This window comes from Ensifer sp. LBL, assembly GCF_050435225.1.
Classification (GTDB): Bacteria; Pseudomonadota; Alphaproteobacteria; order Rhizobiales; family Rhizobiaceae; genus Ensifer.
In genome coordinates, this window is sequence record NZ_JBNDJY010000001.1 from 1,010,182 (window position 1) to 1,026,831 (window position 16,650).

The 16,650-nt window shown below is 63.6% G+C and carries 14 protein-coding genes and 1 tRNA gene; 5 read left to right on the forward strand and 10 right to left on the reverse strand.

The window, feature by feature from the left end:
• The first annotated feature begins 206 nt into the window (after positions 1-206).
• Entirely contained in the window at positions 207-1,103 is an 897-nt protein-coding gene (ppk2, locus tag OKW20_RS04935; protein ID WP_429171147.1) for a polyphosphate kinase 2, read from the forward strand.
• An 84-nt stretch (positions 1,104-1,187) separates the two neighbouring features.
• Here ppk2 and OKW20_RS04940 read toward each other — a convergent pair whose 3' ends face one another.
• Positions 1,188-2,429 (reverse strand): biotin transporter BioY, encoded by a 1,242-nt coding sequence (locus OKW20_RS04940; RefSeq protein WP_429170596.1) that lies wholly within the window; start codon positions 2,427-2,429, stop codon positions 1,188-1,190.
• Between the two features lie 341 nt (positions 2,430-2,770).
• Here OKW20_RS04940 and OKW20_RS04945 point away from each other — a divergent pair, with 341 nt between their 5' ends.
• The gene (locus OKW20_RS04945; protein WP_429170599.1) at positions 2,771-3,781 is read left to right on the forward strand and encodes an NAD(P)H-dependent flavin oxidoreductase; all 1,011 of its coding nucleotides are present in this window, start codon (positions 2,771-2,773) and stop codon (positions 3,779-3,781) included.
• Between the two features lie 76 nt (positions 3,782-3,857).
• Positions 3,858-3,933, forward strand: a tRNA-Thr gene (locus OKW20_RS04950).
• A gap of 82 nt (positions 3,934-4,015) precedes the next feature.
• On the opposite strand, the gene OKW20_RS04955 is transcribed toward OKW20_RS04950, so the two are convergent.
• The 6 genes from OKW20_RS04955 to OKW20_RS04980 form a co-directional block, all read right to left on the reverse strand.
• Complete coding sequence (locus OKW20_RS04955) at positions 4,016-4,687, reverse strand: hypothetical protein (protein WP_429170602.1); 672 nt, start codon at positions 4,685-4,687, stop codon at positions 4,016-4,018.
• 192 nt (positions 4,688-4,879) lie between these two features.
• The gene (locus OKW20_RS04960) at positions 4,880-6,112 is read right to left on the reverse strand and encodes a hypothetical protein (protein ID WP_429170605.1); all 1,233 of its coding nucleotides are present in this window, start codon (positions 6,110-6,112) and stop codon (positions 4,880-4,882) included.
• Between the two features lie 4 nt (positions 6,113-6,116).
• Positions 6,117-7,073: a DUF2950 domain-containing protein gene (locus tag OKW20_RS04965; RefSeq protein WP_429170608.1), complete on the reverse strand. Its 957-nt coding sequence runs from the start codon at positions 7,071-7,073 to the stop codon at positions 6,117-6,119.
• Between the two features lie 21 nt (positions 7,074-7,094).
• The gene (locus OKW20_RS04970; RefSeq protein ID WP_429170611.1) at positions 7,095-8,456 is read right to left on the reverse strand and encodes a DUF3300 domain-containing protein; all 1,362 of its coding nucleotides are present in this window, start codon (positions 8,454-8,456) and stop codon (positions 7,095-7,097) included.
• 400 nt (positions 8,457-8,856) lie between these two features.
• On the reverse strand, positions 8,857-9,207 hold the full coding sequence (locus OKW20_RS04975) for an EF-hand domain-containing protein (RefSeq protein WP_429170613.1): 351 nt from the start codon (positions 9,205-9,207) through the stop codon (positions 8,857-8,859).
• A gap of 17 nt (positions 9,208-9,224) precedes the next feature.
• Positions 9,225-9,476 carry a glycine zipper 2TM domain-containing protein gene (locus OKW20_RS04980; protein ID WP_429170616.1) on the reverse strand — a complete coding sequence of 84 codons (252 nt, stop codon included), beginning with the start codon at positions 9,474-9,476 and terminating at the stop codon, positions 9,225-9,227.
• A gap of 531 nt (positions 9,477-10,007) precedes the next feature.
• Between OKW20_RS04980 and ampC the strand changes: the two genes are divergently transcribed.
• Both ampC and OKW20_RS04990 read left to right on the forward strand, forming a co-directional pair.
• A complete protein-coding gene (ampC, locus tag OKW20_RS04985) occupies positions 10,008-11,180 on the forward strand; it encodes a class C beta-lactamase (RefSeq protein ID WP_429170619.1) in 1,173 nt (390 codons plus the stop codon).
• Positions 11,181-11,486: 306 nt separating this feature from the next.
• Entirely contained in the window at positions 11,487-12,641 is a 1,155-nt protein-coding gene (locus tag OKW20_RS04990; protein ID WP_429113028.1) for an alpha/beta hydrolase, read from the forward strand.
• Between the two features lie 31 nt (positions 12,642-12,672).
• On the opposite strand, the gene OKW20_RS04995 is transcribed toward OKW20_RS04990, so the two are convergent.
• Genes OKW20_RS04995 through kdpC form a run of 3 tightly spaced genes read right to left on the reverse strand, consistent with a single transcriptional unit; the run spans position 12,673 to position 16,650 of the window.
• Positions 12,673-13,365 (reverse strand): response regulator, encoded by a 693-nt coding sequence (locus tag OKW20_RS04995; RefSeq protein WP_402323425.1) that lies wholly within the window; start codon positions 13,363-13,365, stop codon positions 12,673-12,675.
• Entirely contained in the window at positions 13,362-16,058 is a 2,697-nt protein-coding gene (locus OKW20_RS05000) for a sensor histidine kinase (RefSeq protein ID WP_043618836.1), read from the reverse strand. Before OKW20_RS05000 ends, OKW20_RS04995 begins: the two co-directional genes overlap by 4 nt.
• A 22-nt stretch (positions 16,059-16,080) precedes the next feature.
• Complete coding sequence (kdpC, locus tag OKW20_RS05005; RefSeq protein ID WP_192447956.1) at positions 16,081-16,650, reverse strand: potassium-transporting ATPase subunit KdpC; 570 nt, start codon at positions 16,648-16,650, stop codon at positions 16,081-16,083.

A 16,650-nucleotide genomic window follows, 5' to 3' on the forward strand; every position in this document is an offset into this window, starting at 1 on the left:
TCGAGGAATAGCGATCCTTCATGACATGATTTTCACGACCGGCTTGAATCCGCAACGCAATTATGGCCTCCTCCAACGAAATCGGGTCGCGAGCGCCTTCTTCATCAGACGGCAGGCGCGGGCCCGAGAGTTTGAAAACGCGCATGATCCTTCCGATGATCGAGGCCGGTTTTCGGGCCCGTGCGCCAAGCCGAAAGGGCGAACCGATGGCGTCGACGGAAACAACGGACAAGGCCGAGAACCGCGCAGTGGAACTCGAAATCGACGGCAAGAGCCGCGTTTTCGATATCGACAATCCCGAGTTGCCGAAGTGGATCGACGACGCGTCCTTTTCCTCCGACGACTATCCCTACAAGAAGAAGCTCGACGAGGACGAGTACACCGAGACGCTGGAAGCGCTTCAGGTCGAGCTGGTCAAGGTCCAGCTCTGGCAGCAGAAGACCGGCAAGCGCATGATGGCGCTGTTCGAGGGCCGGGACGCTGCCGGCAAGGGCGGTGCGATCCATGCGACCATGGACAACCTCAACCCCCGCTGGGCGCGCGTCGTCGCGCTGACCAAGCCGACCGAAACCGAGCACGGCCAATGGTATTTCCAGCGTTATGTCGCGACGATGCCGACGGCTGGCGAATTCGTGCTGTTCGACCGCTCCTGGTACAACCGCGCCGGCGTCGAACCGGTCATGGGCTTCTGCACGCCCGAAGAGCACAAACAGTTCCTGAAGCAGGTTCCCCGCTTCGAGAAGATGATCGTGCATGAAGGCATCCAGCTCTTCAAATTCTGGATCAATATCGGCCGCGAGATGCAGCTCAAGCGCTTCCACGATCGCCGCCACGACCCGTTGAAGATCTGGAAGCTGTCGCCGATGGACATCGCGGCGCTCAACAAATGGGACGATTACACCGCCAAGCGCGACGAGATGCTGAAGGCGACCCACACGGATCATGCGCCCTGGACGGTGGTGCGCGGTAACGACAAGCGGCGGGCCCGGCTCAACCTGATCCGCCACATCCTGCATTCGCTCGATTACGACGGCAAGGACAAGGGTGCGATCGGCGAGATCGACGACAAGATCGTGGGATCCGGCCACGGCTTCCTGAAATAGACGCTGGCCCCCTCAGAGCCGGCAAAGCTGAGCGGCCGGCAGGTTTTCCTGCCGCCCTGTCTCGAAAAGCCTTGGCGACCGGTCTTATTGCCCCGGCAGGACGCGGATGGCGTAGAGGTTGAGGCTGTTGCCCTCGCCGGTGATATCGCTGTTGATCACGATCTGGCCGGGCGAACTCGGCGCCAGACTGCGGTCGAAGGTGACCTTGAACAGCATGTCGATCCGCTCGTCATGCACGGTGAAGCGGTAGCGGCCGCATTCGCCGAGCGAGGAGAAATTGCACTCGACGGCAAACTCCGTGGTCTTGCCGGGCTCGGCCTGCACGGTCAGCGCCAAGGTCGACGTCTTGCCGGAGAGTTCGGCCAGAACGGCGGCCGGGATCTCGATGGTGATGTCCCCAGCCGCGTCGGCGACTTGCGAGGTCAACAAGACACGCCGCCCGCCTTCGTCGTCCACAGGCTCGATCTTGGCCTGCGCACCGGGCGCGATCGCACCGGTTTCCGTCGGCTTGAAGACCTCCACCCAGTCACCGGTGAATCCCTGCTGGGCACCCAGCGTCTGCAATCCGGCGGCGCCATCGAAGTTTTCGGAGGCAACCGATGCCGGAGGGTTGGCGACATTGGTGTCGCGCTCGGCGGCGGACTTCAGGAGATCGTTTGTCTGCACCCACCAGGCGGCGGCCCCGACTGCGGCTGCAAGCGTGAGAACCACCATGGTGAAGGACAAAAAGCGGCTGCGCTTGCGCCGGCGCTTACGCGTATCTCCGCGGACCGTCGGCGCAAGGCCCGCCGCTTCGCCAGCATCCGCCGTGCTCTCGGCCGCTGCGCGCGTCGACACCACCGGACCGTCACGATCGGCGCGCAGACCGCCGAGACCACCGAGACCGCCGTCGCTCGCCGCCTGACGCGGCGCGTCAGCGGCAAAGCCGGGCTCCCGACGACCCGTTGCCGGGGCCTGTGGCTGGTTCTGCGGCGGTGTCTGGGTCTGGGGTTGAGGTTGGGCCTGCGCCGGGGGCTGCGACCGGACTTGCGGCTCGACCCGCGGCTGTGCGGCCCCGCGCGCCCGCGCGGCATCGTCGAGGCTGACCACCGGCGGCGCCGGCTGTCGCGTCCTCAGCGCCGCCCTCTCCTCCGTTTCGATCGCATGGATGACGGCCTCGAGCCGATGGCGCTGCTGGGCGACGACGTTGCCGTCCTCGATACCCTGCTTCTGCAGTCCGGTTTCCAGCGCCTGGCGGGCAGATTGATAGATGCGCGCCCGCGTTTCCGCATTGGTGCGATCGGAGCGCTCAAGGGCATTTCTGATTGCAGTCTCAAGTCCGCTCACATCAAGTCCTTCTGTGTAGGCAGGGCTTTGGACCTGCCGGCGCGCCGCGGTTGACCACCGCTCTCGATCCAACCGCAAGGGCATAAGGGTTAAATCTGGAGGCACGCCGTTGGTTTTGTTAACAATTGCGTAACCGCTGCTGCCAAAATCCGCAAGTCCGGCGACGGGCGCTGCCGGCCAAGGCGGGGGAAAACGCATTGCTTGGCCGCGCCTGCGCGAAAAAGAGGCGGCGACATCGCGGTCAAGCCGCCCTTTGCAAGCGGCGAACTTGCTGCTATCTATTTTGACGTTTACGCAAACGTCAAAAATTTGGCGCGCCTTACCGAGGGATGGAGAAACCGATGCCGCTTCCGCCAATTCTTTCCGGAACGACGAGACTGCCGGTTGTCGGCGCCCCCCTATTCATCATTTCCAACCCGCAGCTGACGATCGCGCAATGCAAGGCCGGCGTGATCGGCGCCTTCCCGGCGCTGAACGCCCGCCCGCAATCGCAACTCGACGAATGGCTGGCGGAGATCACCGAGACGCTCGCCGATCACGATGCCAAGAATCCGGGCCGGCGCGCCGCCCCCTTTGCCGTCAACCAGATCGTGCACAAGTCCAATGCACGGCTCGAGCAGGACCTGATGCTCTGCGTCAAGTACAAGGTGCCGGTCGTCATCTCCTCGCTCGGCGCCGTGCCGGAGGTCAATGCCGCCATCCATTCCTATGGCGGCATCGTGCTTCATGACGTCATCAACAATCGCCATGCCAATTCGGCGATCCGCAAGGGCGCCGACGGCCTGATCGCGGTTGCTGCCGGCGCCGGTGGCCATGCGGGCACGCTGTCCCCCTTCGCATTGGTCCAGGAAATCCGCTCCTGGTTCGACGGACCGCTGCTTCTGTCCGGTGCGATCGCGACCGGCAGCGCCATTCTCGCGGCCCAGGCGATGGGTGCCGACATGGCCTATATCGGCTCGCCCTTCATCGCGACGGAGGAAGCACGCGCCAGCGACGCCTACAAGCAGATGATCGTCGACAGCAACGCCGCCGACATCGTCTACTCCAATTACTTCACCGGCATCCACGGCAACTACCTGAAGCCCTCGATCTCGGCCGCCGGCATGGATCCGGAAAACTTGCCCGAGGCCGACCCGTCGAAGATGGATTTCGGCGCAGCGACTGATGGCGCCAAGGCCTGGAAGGACATCTGGGGCTGCGGCCAGGGCATCGGCGCAGTCAAGGAAGTGACATCCGTCGCCCGCATGGTCGACCGGCTGGAGCGCGAATACGACGCGGCCCGCACCCGCCTCGGCCTGCATTCCGCACCCGCAGCGACAGCCAACAAGGAATTTTCAAGTTCTCGCAACTGATGGCTTGAAATCTCGGCGCTTTGCGTTTATCAGCGCCTCACATTCGTTCCGCGGACGTCCGCGGAACTGCCTCCGGGCCGCTTTAGCTCAGTCGGTAGAGCACATCATTCGTAATGATGGGGTCACGTGTTCGAGTCACGTAAGCGGCACCATTTCTCCCTCGCAATGAAAATCACGATCGCCAACGGCGAAAGTTCCACTGCCTCGTCGGACAAACGGTTGCCGAGACCTGCCCTATCTCGCTCGGACTTTCCAGCCGTGCCTGGCATCAGACACGGTTCCAGGCGACTTCACGTCGTTCACCCAAATCTCCAGTCCATTGGCGCCGGGGCGTTGACGTCTTTGCGGAAACCACGGCCGGTTCGCGTCGACGGCGATCAGCATGCCCTCATCATTGCCGATCGCGGCAAAGCTGGACGAGGCTGGCCCGACCGTTCCGACACCGAACGTCCAGGCCGCCTCGGCCACCATACCCTCGACATCTTCGGATGGAACGCCGACCTCGCTGAGGCAGGACAGGTCAGCGCCGCTGAACGGTCGCTTGTCCGAGGGATGGATCAGCCTGCGTCGGCCGATAAGTTCGAGCACGGCATTGTCGGGGCCGTCGAAGTAGATCGACCTTGATTGCCAATCACCCTCAAGGGCAAAGCACTCGTCTCCACCCGGCTCCCTTTGGAGAGGGGTTCGCCCCTTCAACCAAGAGGTAGCCATATCGAAGCGCTCGAAGGGTACGTTGAAGGCCAGGTGCACACCGTGTGGCGCTCCCTCAGCCGCCGGGATCAGCTGAATTTCGCTCCGGCCCACCTGGATGGCGTTCCCGGCCGTCGGCAGTTCGAGAACGTCGCGAAAGAAGGCTGCACTTTTGGCGACATCCGATGCCGGTAGAATCAGTCTGGAGATGTGCATGAGGTCCGATCCGTCACATGGCAATTGGCTCTATCGGACAAGGTGATACGACCTCAACTTAAGTTGAGGTCAAGACGCTTCCCGATCCTGGCCCACGGACCGCCGGATTTTCCGTTTCGAACGTCACCGCGACATGCCAATCGGACAGGCCGGGCCTGATCAGGGCACGGCCTCCCGACGAAGCGACGCGCGTCACAGCAGCAACAGTTTCTTCAGGACCGAAAAGACTTCCTTGTACGGCAGCCTGGTCGCGCCTGCGACGGCGAAGGGAATGAGAGCGGCGGCAGCGACCGGCACGACGGCGTCGCGGCTGATGAGCATGGTCGAGAGTTTCTTGGTCGCGTCGAACAGCTTGCCCGGGTCGGCGATCTCCTCATCCGCTTCAGGGCCGGGATCGGCCGCCACATTGCGGCCGAGCACCTTGCGTTCGGCGGCGCGTTGGAAGCGGGTCGCCTGCACCCCGAGCATCAAGAGACCGCTTTCCTTCAACTTTGCCAGCGGCTTGGAGAAGGCCGACAGCGGATAGGCGAAGAAGGCGATGACGATCGCCAGCCACCCACTCATGATCATGCTGAAGGTCGTCATCGACAGCGTCTCCTGCAGGAGGTGCTTCATGACGGCGGCGGCGATCGCGGCACTCATGCCGAAGACGAAGAACATGTAGGCGTTCGGGTACTGCGACAGGAAACCGAGCCCGCCCTTGCCATCGGGATGGGCGGCGACGAGGCGCAGTTCCAGATCGGCGATCTTTCGCAATAGCTGCGCCCAGACAAGGTGCCGCCAGACGCCGCGCAGGAACAGGAAGACGAAGAACGGCAGACTGACGCAGATCGACCACCATCCGGCCGCCGTAATCCGGTTGCTCTCGGCCGTATGCTGCACAGCCCAGAAGGAAATGTCCGACGTGTGGAAATTGAGGAACGACAGCAGCGCGGCCAGCGCCGCAAGGCCGAGGCAGATCAATTCGGCGAGCCGGGAGTCGCGCCGTTTCAGCGCCGTGGATATCGCCTGGGCGGCCGCCGGCATCGAGCTCGGCGCGATCAGCGGCGCGCGGGCAAACTGCCCGAGCTTGATGCGCAGGCCCCGTTCGACCTGTTGCTCGGCCAGCACAAAGGCGGCGATCGCGATGAAGAACTTCGCCCACACGCCCGGGTCGGTGAGGAAGGAACCTTGAGCGTGATCGAGCGACAGGCTGTCGGGCAGGCCGAGCAGAAAGGGAACGCCCCAGGCAAGCGCAACGAAGAGCAGCGCCCGCCTGCCTGACTGCAGGGCATTCGCCCGCAGCAGCTTCAGCCGCGCCTGGAGCTCGAAGAACGGTCCCCCGTGCGAAGCGAGATACTCGGCGATCTTGCCTTGCCGCGTCGCCGCGGGGTCCCCGGCAGGCTGGCTGCCGGGCAGATTGTCTCCGGGGACCGCTGCGCTCATGGCGTCAATCCTCCACGACCTGCCAATTGTCGTTCGGGTTGAATTGCCGGATCCCTTGCGCAACGCTCTCGGTCTTGTCGCCGAGATCGGCCTGGTAGACCGTCCCATTGCGATTGACGACGAAGGTGTGCACACCCGTCGCCCCATAGCGCACAGGCCAGGCGACCAGCGCGAAGCCGGCGATCATGTTGCCGTTGATGATGTAGTCGAACTTGCCGCCGGCGATGTTGTCGCCCTGGCTCGTCAGCACCCGGTAGCGATAGCCGAAATAGCCCTTGCCGGCCTGCGCCTTGGCAAGCACGGCGCCATCGGCGAGCGCTTCGCCGCCCGGGCTTTGCGGCTCGCCTTCGCCGGCGGGCCAGTAGAGCCCGTCCCTTTTGCCTTCGCTGCTGATCAGCTTTTGCGCGTATTCGAGAACGCCGTCGCCGTCGTGATCCTCAAGCGCATACTCTTCCTGCGCCTCGACATAGGAACGCACGGTGGCGATGGTGTCGAGCTCGTTGCGCCCGACCAGCCGGTTGGCGATCTCCTCGAGGCCGGTATAGGTGTCGAAGGCCCACTTACCATCCTTGCCCTTGGCGATCGGGAACGGGAAGGGCCAGAGCACCTCGCCGATCTCCAGAACCTTGCGGTTCTCGACATCCTGCACCGCCACCTTCTTCTTCACCCCTGCCTGGATATCGGCATAGGCATCCATGACGCCGTCACTCGTCTTGGCCTTGGCGGCATCAAGGCCGACGAGGTTTGCGAGCTTGTCGAAATCGCCGGAAGCGACGGCCGACTTGAAGGCGTCGACGGCCTGTTCCGGCGTGTCGAACACGGGAGGGTCACTTGCTGCCGCATAGTCGGAGAGCGGTGTGTGCGCCGCGGCATCCTGCGCCGCCGCGAACGTCGCGGAACCGCTGACGAGCACGGCGGCAGCTATGGAGGACAGGAGCAGATGATGTACGCGCTTGGTCATTTTCGTTCTCCTCTCCTTCAGTTACCGGTGCCGTCCGCCGCCACCACCGCCACCGCGCTTGATTTCGCGATGCGGCTGGCCACCACCGCGCTGGCCGCCGCCGAGCGCCTGTCGACCGCGATCCGACTGGACCTTGGTGACCCGTCCACTCTGGACCTGGCCGAGCGCCGATGGCTTGCCACCGCCGCCACGATCGATCTTGCCACCCGGTTTCGGCTTGGCGACCTGCCGGTCGGCCCGGGCCGCGGGCTTGGCATTGCCGATCTTGCCGGCACCGTCAGGCCTTGCCTTGACCTGGTTGCCCGGCTTGCGGTCGCCAGGAGTTGCGTTGGCTCGCCCGACATTTTCGCGCTGGCGCGCCTCGACCTTGCTCTTGCGGACATCGTCGACCGAGACCCGGCTACCGGCCCGGTTTGCCGCCGCGCCGACCTGGTCGGTGCGGGCCACCTTCGCCCGGTTGGCGATGTTGTTGCCTTTCGCCGACTTGAAGTCCCGCTCCATCGAGGTGCGATCGATCTTGGCGAACTGGTTCTTGTCGAACGTGATCTTGCTGCGATCGACATTCTTCCAGTCGACGTCGTTGAACTTCACCTTGCCGTTGACGTTGTTGAAGCAGTTGTTGCAGTCGATATCGACATCGCCGCCGTTCCAGCGCCCGCCCCAGACACCCCAGTCGTCCCAGTCGACGACAGCGGCAAAGGCAGCGCCCGTGACCACGCCGGCAAAAAAGGTCGCCGTCGGATAGTAGTAGTTCGGATAGGGCTCGGGATAATAGGCGATCGGGGCCGGCTGATAGCCCGGATCATAGAGCATCTGCGGCTCGTATTGCGGGACGTAGATTTTCTCCGGATCGGCGGCCTGGATCACAACGTTGTTGTTTTCCTGCTTCACCACCACCTTGTCGTCCGACTTGATGACGCCGTCGGCGACCGCCTTGTCGCGCAATTGCTGGATGGCGACGAGCACATCCTGCTGCTGATAGGCGAGCGCGTCGCTGAGCGACTGGGTCCAGTCGAGGTCGTCGCTCATCATCTTGACGATCTGAGGATAGTTCAGCAGCGAGACGATGCTGCCGTCCCAGCTGTCCTTGGGCTTCATGTCCTTCTTGGTCTTGGAAACCTCCAGGAAGCGCTCCGCCTCGACGATCTGCAGCGGATAGAGCGAGGCGGAAGTCACGAGCGCGACGAGTTCGTCGGGATAGAGCGCGATACGCGCGACGAGAACCTCGAGTTCGTCTTCGCTGAGTGGCTGCGGCGCCTCTTCGCTCGCCGCCTGGGTGGCGGCCTGCTCCTGCGCCAGGGCAGTGCCCACCGCAAACGAACCCGTCAGCATGGCAAGCAATGCCACCGTCGGCGCACGCAAAGAACGAGGTCGGTCGAACATGGTCTCTCCTATCCAGGCACAACGATCAACAAACGAGCCCGGGAGATCCCCCGGCTTGGACGTCAAGGCGCCGGCCATGCGGCCGGTGGAGCAATCGCGAGAATTCCCATTCACTGTCGTCGACGCCCCCTTGCGCAAGACGGATGCTTGCGTTGGGAACCAAGTCGCTTGTCAGAAAGCCGAATGGGACAATCAGGAAGAGCGGCATGAGCACCGGCAGCCAGGTGGCCAGCTGCCGGTGAATTTTAGCTAAGAGAAACAGAACGCCCGGCAAATGCAACCGGAAAATGAGGCCACATTAGCGTGCACGCCTCCTTTCTTGGGCGATGGCCGTCGGCCGGAGCCTGTGCCGGCAGCCGGGACGGCCGAACTTCATGGCGGCCGGCTCCGGCACCGTGCGTCATTTCAGGCTGCCGTCGCCGCTTCGATCCGCGGTTTTGAAATCCGCCATGACCCGATCCAGAAACTCGTTCCGGCTGATCTTGCCGTCACCGTTGGTATCGGTGGCGGCAAACTGCTGAGCGTTCAGCGCCTGCTTCGTCTCCTCGGAGGTCAGGCTTCCGTCCTTGTTCTTGTCGAGACTGGCGAAGGCGTTCGACATGAAGGCCTCATACTCGGACCGCTCGATCGCGCCATCCTTGTTGCTGTCGAGCGCGCTCATCTGTCCCTGGTTCATCGTCGCAGCGTGCTGCGCGATCGCCGGTGTGATCTGGCCAAACGCAAGCACGCTCATAAGAACGATTTTCTTCATTCTGCTCTGTTCCTCGATCAATAATAGCGGCATGTCAGCGCGTTGCCGGCAGCAGCGCCGAGTGTCGCTCCACCACCAACGGCCCATAGCTGACCGGTGCCTGAACCAATGGTCGAGCCGATCAGGCCGCCGACGATGGCCCCACCAACGGTTCCGGCAATGCAGCCGAATTCGTTGCCGGTCGAACCGCTCTTGGACATATAGGCCGATTGGCACCCTGATAAGGCTAGGGCGCCGGCAAGAATGATAGTTATGGTATGCTTGCTCATCTTATCCTCCAATATGGCCGTCTGATTGCAATAGAGATCGGCGGAGGCGCCATTGATTGGCGTCGGATGTAAATAAGCTTCCGAATATGCTCCCGGAATCGGGGAGACTCTTCTGTTCGATCAGAAGCAGCTCGTGGATTAAACATGCAGCCTGGCAACAACGGGGCCTTAAACTGCCGGCGAATACTACGCCCGAGCGCCCGCAATGACAACGGACCACGCAATTTTATGGAATGCACGGCGCCAACGCCCCTCGCCGCCGCCTTCGCCCCCTGAAAATCGGCTCCCCCGGCGCGACATCTCGCCTTAGATTTTCTAGGGTCTCCCTCGAAATATCGTCATTTGTGCGGTCGGGCCGGGCGGTCTAGCTCTTTGCCGTCCCGTTGGGCTCCCCTTTCAGGTCTCCATGGCCTGACGGGAAAAGAGGTTGGTAAATCGCCGGCTCGATCCGACACCCATCTCCGACCGTGGCCGCACGCCCCCCAATGCCCGCGCCACCGACAAAACACCTATCGAGAGAGAACACATCGAATGGACAGATTGGCGACAATTAAATTAGGTCTTGCTACTGCAACTCTTGCAGCCCTGGCGTCGAACGCGCTCGCCGAAGGCGGCGATCGGGCCCAGATTGCCGCTGCCGTGGACAAGGCAATCCGCCCTGTCATGCACGAACACAAGGTGCCGGGCATCGCCGTCGCGGTGACCGTTGACGGCCAGCGCTACTTTATGAATTACGGCGTCGCTTCCAAGGAAACGAAGGCTCCCGTCACCGAAGATACGTTGTTCGAACTCGGCTCGATCAGCAAGACCTTCGCCTCGACACTGGCGTCCTATGCGCAGGTAACCGGCAAGCTCTCGTTCGACGACCATCCCGGCAAATTCATGCCGGCCCTTGCGGGCACGGCGATTGACAAGGCGACCCTCCTCCATCTCGGCACCTATACCGCCGGCGGGCTGCCGCTGCAGTTCCCCGACGCGGTCAAGAGCGACGCCGACATGGTCGGCTATTTCAGCACGTGGAAGCCGGAAGCCAAGCCCGGCAAGAAGCGTCGCTATTCCAACCCAAGCATCGGCCTCTTCGGCCACACCGCGGCACTGGCGATGGGCGGCGACTTCAGCGCGGTTCTCGAAAGCGAGATCTTTCCCAAGCTCGGGCTGAAGCACAGCTATGTCCGCGTTCCCGACAGCCAGATGGGCAGCTACGCCTGGGGCTACGGCAAGGCCGACAAGCCCATCCGCGTCACCGCCGGCACGTTCGACGCGGAGGCCTATGGGGTGAAGTCGTCGGCGGCAGACATGATCCGCTTCGTCGAGGCCAACATCCGGCCTGAACAGTTGGACGGGCCTATCCGCAAGGCGATCGAAGCCACCCATGTGGGGTATTTCGACAGCGGCAAGATGGTGCAGGGGCTCGGCTGGGAGCAGTACCCCTACCCGGTCTCGCTGGAGCGGCTGCTCGACGGCAATTCGCGCGACATGGCCCTGAAGAGCAACCCGGTCAAGGCATTGAGCCCGCCGAAGCAACCCGACGGTTCGACGCTCTACAACAAGACCGGCTCCACCAACGGCTTTGGTGGATATGTCGCCTTCGTGCCAGAAAAGAAGATCGGCATCGTGCTGCTTGCCAACCGCAACGTTCCGATCCCCGAGAGGATCAAGGCGGCCCACGCGATCCTGACGGCGCTCGAAGCGAGAGCGAAGTAACGCCATTCCGCGGAATGTTCCCGTGCCGCGGCGAGCCCGCGGCACGGGAAACGACATCCATCAACAACTCTGTAGCGAATCTTCAATCAGGGCCTGCTTGCATATTAACGCCGAGTATTGTCATCTGCGTTTCGCGAAAGCGCGATCAGATGCAGTCGAGTTCAGGCGTATGTGGGGATGCCGATGTTCGAGTGGTTGGGAGTTCAGAGTTCGTTACATCGGCAACGTGCAGGCAGGGGGCGGACGATCTTCGTGCTTGCAGCCTTGTCGCTGCTTGCCGGCTGCGGCGGCCATGCCAAGGGTGTGATGGCGCCTGTCGCGCTGACCGCGCCGGTTCCAGGCGCCTCCACCGTCGACATGCTTGTGGCGACCACGCGCGAACCCTCGGGCGATCCGGCGACACTCTTTTCCGGCGAGCGCGACGCCAACACCTTCCTTACCGATGTCGCGGTTTCGATCCCGCCGGAAACGGCACGCAAGTCGGGCACGGTACAATGGCCGAAGAAGCTGCCACCGGATCCGGCCAAGGAATTCGCCGTCACGCGGGTCAATGAACTCAGGTCGCTCGACGAGGCCAAATCCTGGTTCGTGCAGCACGATGTCGGCGGCAATGCCTTCGTCTTCGTGCATGGCTTCAACAACCGCTATGAGGACTCAGTCTACAGGCTTGCGCAGATCGTCCATGACTCGGACGTCCAGGCAACGCCGGTCCTCTTCACCTGGCCTTCGCGCGCCAATGTGTTCGACTACAACTACGACAAGGAAAGCACGAATTATTCGCGCACGGCGCTTGAAGACATTCTGAAAAAGCTCTCCGATGCGCCGAAGGTCAAGAGCATAACCATCCTCGCCCACTCCATGGGCACCTGGCTGACGATGGAGTCGCTCAGGCAAATGGGCATTCGCGACGGCAACGTGCCGTCGAAGATCGAAAACGTCATCCTCGCCTCACCCGACATCGACCTCGACGTCTTTGCCAAGCAGTTTGTCGAGATGGGCAAGAAACGGCCGAAGTTCACGATCTTCGTTTCGCAGGACGACCGTGCGCTGGCGCTTTCGAGCTTCATCTCGGGCGACGTCTCTCGCCTCGGCGCCATCGACCCGTCGGCAGAGCCCTACCGCAGCCAGCTGGAAAAGGCCGGCATCACCGCCATCGACCTGACGAAGGTTAAGTCCGAGGACGGCCTGCACCACGGAAAGTTTGCGGAAAGCCCCGAGATCGTCCAGCTCATCGGCACGCGGCTTGCCACCGGCCAGACGCTGACCGACTCCGACATCTCGGTCGGAACCGGCATTGCCGCAGTCGTCGCCGGCACGGCGAGAAACGTCGGCAACGTCGCGGCCGTGACGGTCTCGGCGCCTGTGTCGATCCTCGAAAACCCGCAGCCGGCAAAGAAGAAGAAGGTGGTCGTCGGAGACACGCTCGCGACCGACATGCCGACGCCGGTGAAGATCAAGTAAGGGTCTCAGTGACCGTTGGCGGCAACCGCCGTCAACCGTCGTCGCCGACGAAGCGATAGCCGACGCCCGGCTCCGTGCGGATGATCTTCGGATCGGCCGGGTCGCGCTCGATCTTGCCGCGCAATTGCCCGATGAAGACGCGCAGATAATGCAGGTCTTCGCCGTGGGCCACGCCCCAGACCGAGGTCAGCAGCGTCTTGTGGGTGACGACCCGGCCGGCGTGATGCGCCAGCATCACCAGGAGATCGTATTCCTTCGGCGTCAGCCGCACCGGCTCGCCGTCCTTCGTCACCACCCGCTTGATCGTGTCGATCGAAACGCCATCGGCGGACAGCTGGGTCTGGCCGCCTTCCATCTGCACCCGATGGCGAAGGGCCGCGCGGATGCGGGCGGTCAGTTCGCCGATGCCGAAAGGCTTTTCGATGTAATCGTCGGCGCCGAGATCGAGAGCTGCGATCTTTTCACTTTCCCGGTCGCGCGCCGACAGGATGATGATCGGCACCTGCGACCAGCCGCGCAAGTTGGCGATGACCTCCTTGCCGTCCATGTCCGGTAGGCCGAGATCGAGGATGACGACATCCGGCGCCATCGTCGCGGCCGCCTTCAGCGCCTCGGCACCGGTCATCGCCTCGCGAACGTCATAGCCTGCGGCACTCAGCGCGGGTTTCAGGAAACGCTGGATCTGGGGTTCGTCGTCGACGACGAGGATACGCTCCACGCTCATGCACGGTCCTTTTCGGAAATTTCAGCCTTGGCGGCGGGAAAGCGCATGGAAATGCGCGTGCCGCGGCGGCGAAGCGCCGGGCTTTCCGCCTTGATCTGTCCGCCCATCGCCTCGACGAAGCCCCTGGCGATCGACAGCCCCAGCCCCGTTCCCGGCGTGCGGCCGTCGGCCTTGCCGCGGCGGAAGAATTTCTCGAAGACCTGCTCGAGATCCCGCGGCGGGATACCTTTGCCGAGATCGGTTACCGACAGCACGATCTCGCTGCCTTCGGTACGGGCATAGATGCTGATCGGCTCGTCGCCGCCATACTTGTTGGCATTGTCGAGCAGGTTGAACAGCACCTGGCCGAGCAGCACGCTGTCGCCCCGCATCAAGGGCAGGTCGGCTGCAATGCTGGTCTCGATCTCGCGGTCCGGGAAATACTTTCGGGCGCGATCGACGGCGGCCCGCACGACGTCGGCGACATCGACCCAATCGCGCTTGGCGTTGACGGTGCCGGCCTCGATGCGGGTCATGTCGAGCAGGTTGGCGACGAAGCGCGTCAGCCGGCCGCCCTCCTCCTCGATCGACTGCAACAGGTCGTCGCGGCTTTCCGGCGGCATACGGTCGCCGAGCTGGCGCAGGCTGGTGACGGCACCGGTGATGGTTGCAAGCGGGGTCCTCAGGTCATGCGAGATGGATGAGAGAAGAGCAGCGCGGAACCGTTCGCCTTCGAGCTTGGCGGCTTGGTCGAGGCTTTCGCGCGACAGGCGCGCCCGGTCGACCGCGATCGCCGTCTGGTCCAGGATCGCCGCCAGTGCCCGCTCTTCGTTGATCTCCAGTGGCTTGTCCGCCTGGACGAAGCCACAGACGCCGACAACGCCATGCGGGCTTGTCAGCGGACGGAAGTGGAAAGGGCTGTTCGGCAACGTGCCGGTGCCATTGCCGGCCGGCTCGCGTTTGTCCATCGCCCAACGCGCCGCCATGATGTCCGTGACGTCGAGTTCGGTGTCCGGAGGCCAGGCTGCCTTCAGCTGCAGGTCGCCTTCCTCGGGCAACAAAAGGGCGGCGCTGCGTTTCAGCGTCGACTGCATCTGCGTGACCGCGGCCCAAAGCACGTCGTCCGGCTTGGCCGTGCCGGAAAGCTTGCGGGAAAAATCATAAAGCGCCTGGGTCGCGGCGGCACGCTGCCGCGCTGCCTTGGCCTGTTCGCGCACGCGGGAGGCGAGGCTGCCCGCGAGTGCCGCGGCGACCAGGAAGACAACGAGCGCGAAAACCTCGTGCGGCTCGGCGATGGTGAAGGTGCCGGTCGGCTTGATGAAAAAGAAATTGTAGGCGAGCACCGAAAACAGCGCTGCGGCGATCGCCGCGATATGGCCGGCATAGGTCGCGGATGCCAGCACCGCGAGCAGATAAAGCAGCGAGATGTTGGGCAGGACGACGAAACGGCCGAGCAGCAGGCCGACACCGGTCGAGATGGCGACCGATCCGGCGGCGATGCCGATCGCCCGGCCGGTTCCCGGCGGCAGCGTCCTCTTCCTCTTTGATCGCCGCTTGACGGGCGTCGTCTCGCGGTCGGTAACGAGGTAGATGCCGATGCCGGAAACGCGCTCGGCCAGGGCATCGGGAAGCGATTGCCGGAAGAACCGCATCGGGAAGGATTGGCGGCGCGCGCCGATGACGATCTGCGTCGCGTGTTCGCGGCGCGCGAGCTTCAGGATTTCCTCGACGAAATCATTGCCGACGATGCGGCGGGTTTCGGCGCCGAGCTGTTCGGCAAGACGGAAGGTTTCGTCGAGCCGGCGCACGTCCTCGCCGTCGCCGCTCTCGCGGTCGGCGCGCTCGATGAAGACGACGATCCAGGGTGCGTTCAAGCCCTCGGCAAGCCGGCTTGCGGTACGCACGACCTTCTCCGACAGCGGATCGGGGCCGATGCAGACGAGCAGGCGCTCTCCGCTCGCCCAGATGCCTTCGATCGCGTTCTGCTTGAGGTAGTCGACCATCTGGTCGTCGACCCGGTCGGCCGTGCGCCGGAGCGCGAGTTCGCGCAGCGCCGTCAGGTTGCCGAGGCGGAAGAAGCGATCGACGGCGCGCTTGGCGCTATCGGGCAGATAGACCTTGCCGTCCTTCAGGCGCTCGATCAGCTCGGCCGGCGGCAGATCGACAAGCAGCACCTCGTCGGCCCGCTTCAGCACGGTATCCGGCACCCGCTCGCGCACGGGGACACCCGTAATCTGAGCGACGATGTCCGAGAGGCTTTCGAGATGCTGGATGTTGAGCGCGGTCCAGACATCGATGCCGGCGGCGATCAGTTCCTCGATGTCCTGGTAGCGCTTGGGGTGCCGGCTTTCGGCCGGGTTGCTATGGGCCAGTTCGTCGACGACGATGATCCTCGGACGCCGCGCAAGGGCGGCGTCCAGGTCGAACTCCGACAGCACGCGGCCGCGATGGTTCACATCGCGGCGCGGCAGTATTTCCAATCCATCGATGAGCGCTGCGGTCTCGCTGCGCCCATGCGTCTCCACCAGCCCGACGACGATATCGATGCCGTCGTCCTTCAGTCGGCGGGCCCGCGACAACATCGCATAGGTCTTGCCGACGCCGGGAGCGGCACCGAGGAATACGGTCAGCTTTCCCCGGCGGTCCTGCGCGGCAAGCGCCAGCAATGCGTCTGGATCCGGGCGACTTTTGGCGTCGCGTTCACTGTCGGGCATTCATGATCTCAGGCGTGAGGAATCAGGTTCGGGGCGCATCAAGGGCGAGGTTCAGTTCTAGCACATTGACGCGCGGCTCGCCTACGACCCCGAACAGCCGTTCCTCCGTCGCCCTGGAAACCAGGCCGGCAACGTCCGCTTCGCTCAGACCCCGCGCCTTGGCGACGCGGGCAACCTGGGCTTCGGCAAAGGCCGGCGTGATGTGCGGGTCGAGACCGGAGCCTGACGTGGTCGCCGCATCCGCCGGAATTTCACCGTTGACGCCGGCCGCCTTCAGCCGCTCGACATCGGCTGCAACGCGATCCTTCAGCTTGACCGAGGTGGTGCCGAGGTTGGAGCCGCTCGAAGCGCCGGCGTTGTAGGCTTCCGGACCGGTCGCGGAGGGCCGCGGCCAGAAATACTTGTCGGAGGTGAAATTCTGGCCGATGAGGGCGGAGCCGATGAGGGCGCCGTCCTTTTCGATGAGGCTGCCATTTGCCTGGGCGGGCATCAGCACCTGGGAGGCGCCGGTGATGGCGAAGGGATAGGCAAGGCCGGTGATCGCGGTCAAAAGCACGATCATCACGATGGCGGGGCGAAGTTGGTTCAGCAT

Coding starts and splice junctions, on each gene's coding strand:
- OKW20_RS05000 (WP_043618836.1), bottom strand. CDS start 16,058: ATGCCCGACAGTGAACGCGACGCCAAAAGTCGCCCGGATCCAGACGCA.
- ppk2 (WP_429171147.1), top strand. CDS start 207: ATGGCGTCGACGGAAACAACGGACAAGGCCGAGAACCGCGCAGTGGAA.
- OKW20_RS04945 (WP_429170599.1), top strand. CDS start 2,771: ATGCCGCTTCCGCCAATTCTTTCCGGAACGACGAGACTGCCGGTTGTC.
- OKW20_RS04965 (WP_429170608.1), bottom strand. CDS start 7,073: ATGACCAAGCGCGTACATCATCTGCTCCTGTCCTCCATAGCTGCCGCC.
- OKW20_RS04970 (WP_429170611.1), bottom strand. CDS start 8,456: ATGTTCGACCGACCTCGTTCTTTGCGTGCGCCGACGGTGGCATTGCTT.
- kdpC (WP_192447956.1), bottom strand. CDS start 16,650: ATGCTGAACCAACTTCGCCCCGCCATCGTGATGATCGTGCTTTTGACC.
- ampC (WP_429170619.1), top strand. CDS start 10,008: ATGGACAGATTGGCGACAATTAAATTAGGTCTTGCTACTGCAACTCTT.
- OKW20_RS04980 (WP_429170616.1), bottom strand. CDS start 9,476: ATGAGCAAGCATACCATAACTATCATTCTTGCCGGCGCCCTAGCCTTA.
- OKW20_RS04955 (WP_429170602.1), bottom strand. CDS start 4,687: ATGCACATCTCCAGACTGATTCTACCGGCATCGGATGTCGCCAAAAGT.
- OKW20_RS04975 (WP_429170613.1), bottom strand. CDS start 9,207: ATGAAGAAAATCGTTCTTATGAGCGTGCTTGCGTTTGGCCAGATCACA.
- OKW20_RS04990 (WP_429113028.1), top strand. CDS start 11,487: ATGGCGCCTGTCGCGCTGACCGCGCCGGTTCCAGGCGCCTCCACCGTC.
- OKW20_RS04960 (WP_429170605.1), bottom strand. CDS start 6,112: ATGAGCGCAGCGGTCCCCGGAGACAATCTGCCCGGCAGCCAGCCTGCC.
- OKW20_RS04995 (WP_402323425.1), bottom strand. CDS start 13,365: ATGAGCGTGGAGCGTATCCTCGTCGTCGACGACGAACCCCAGATCCAG.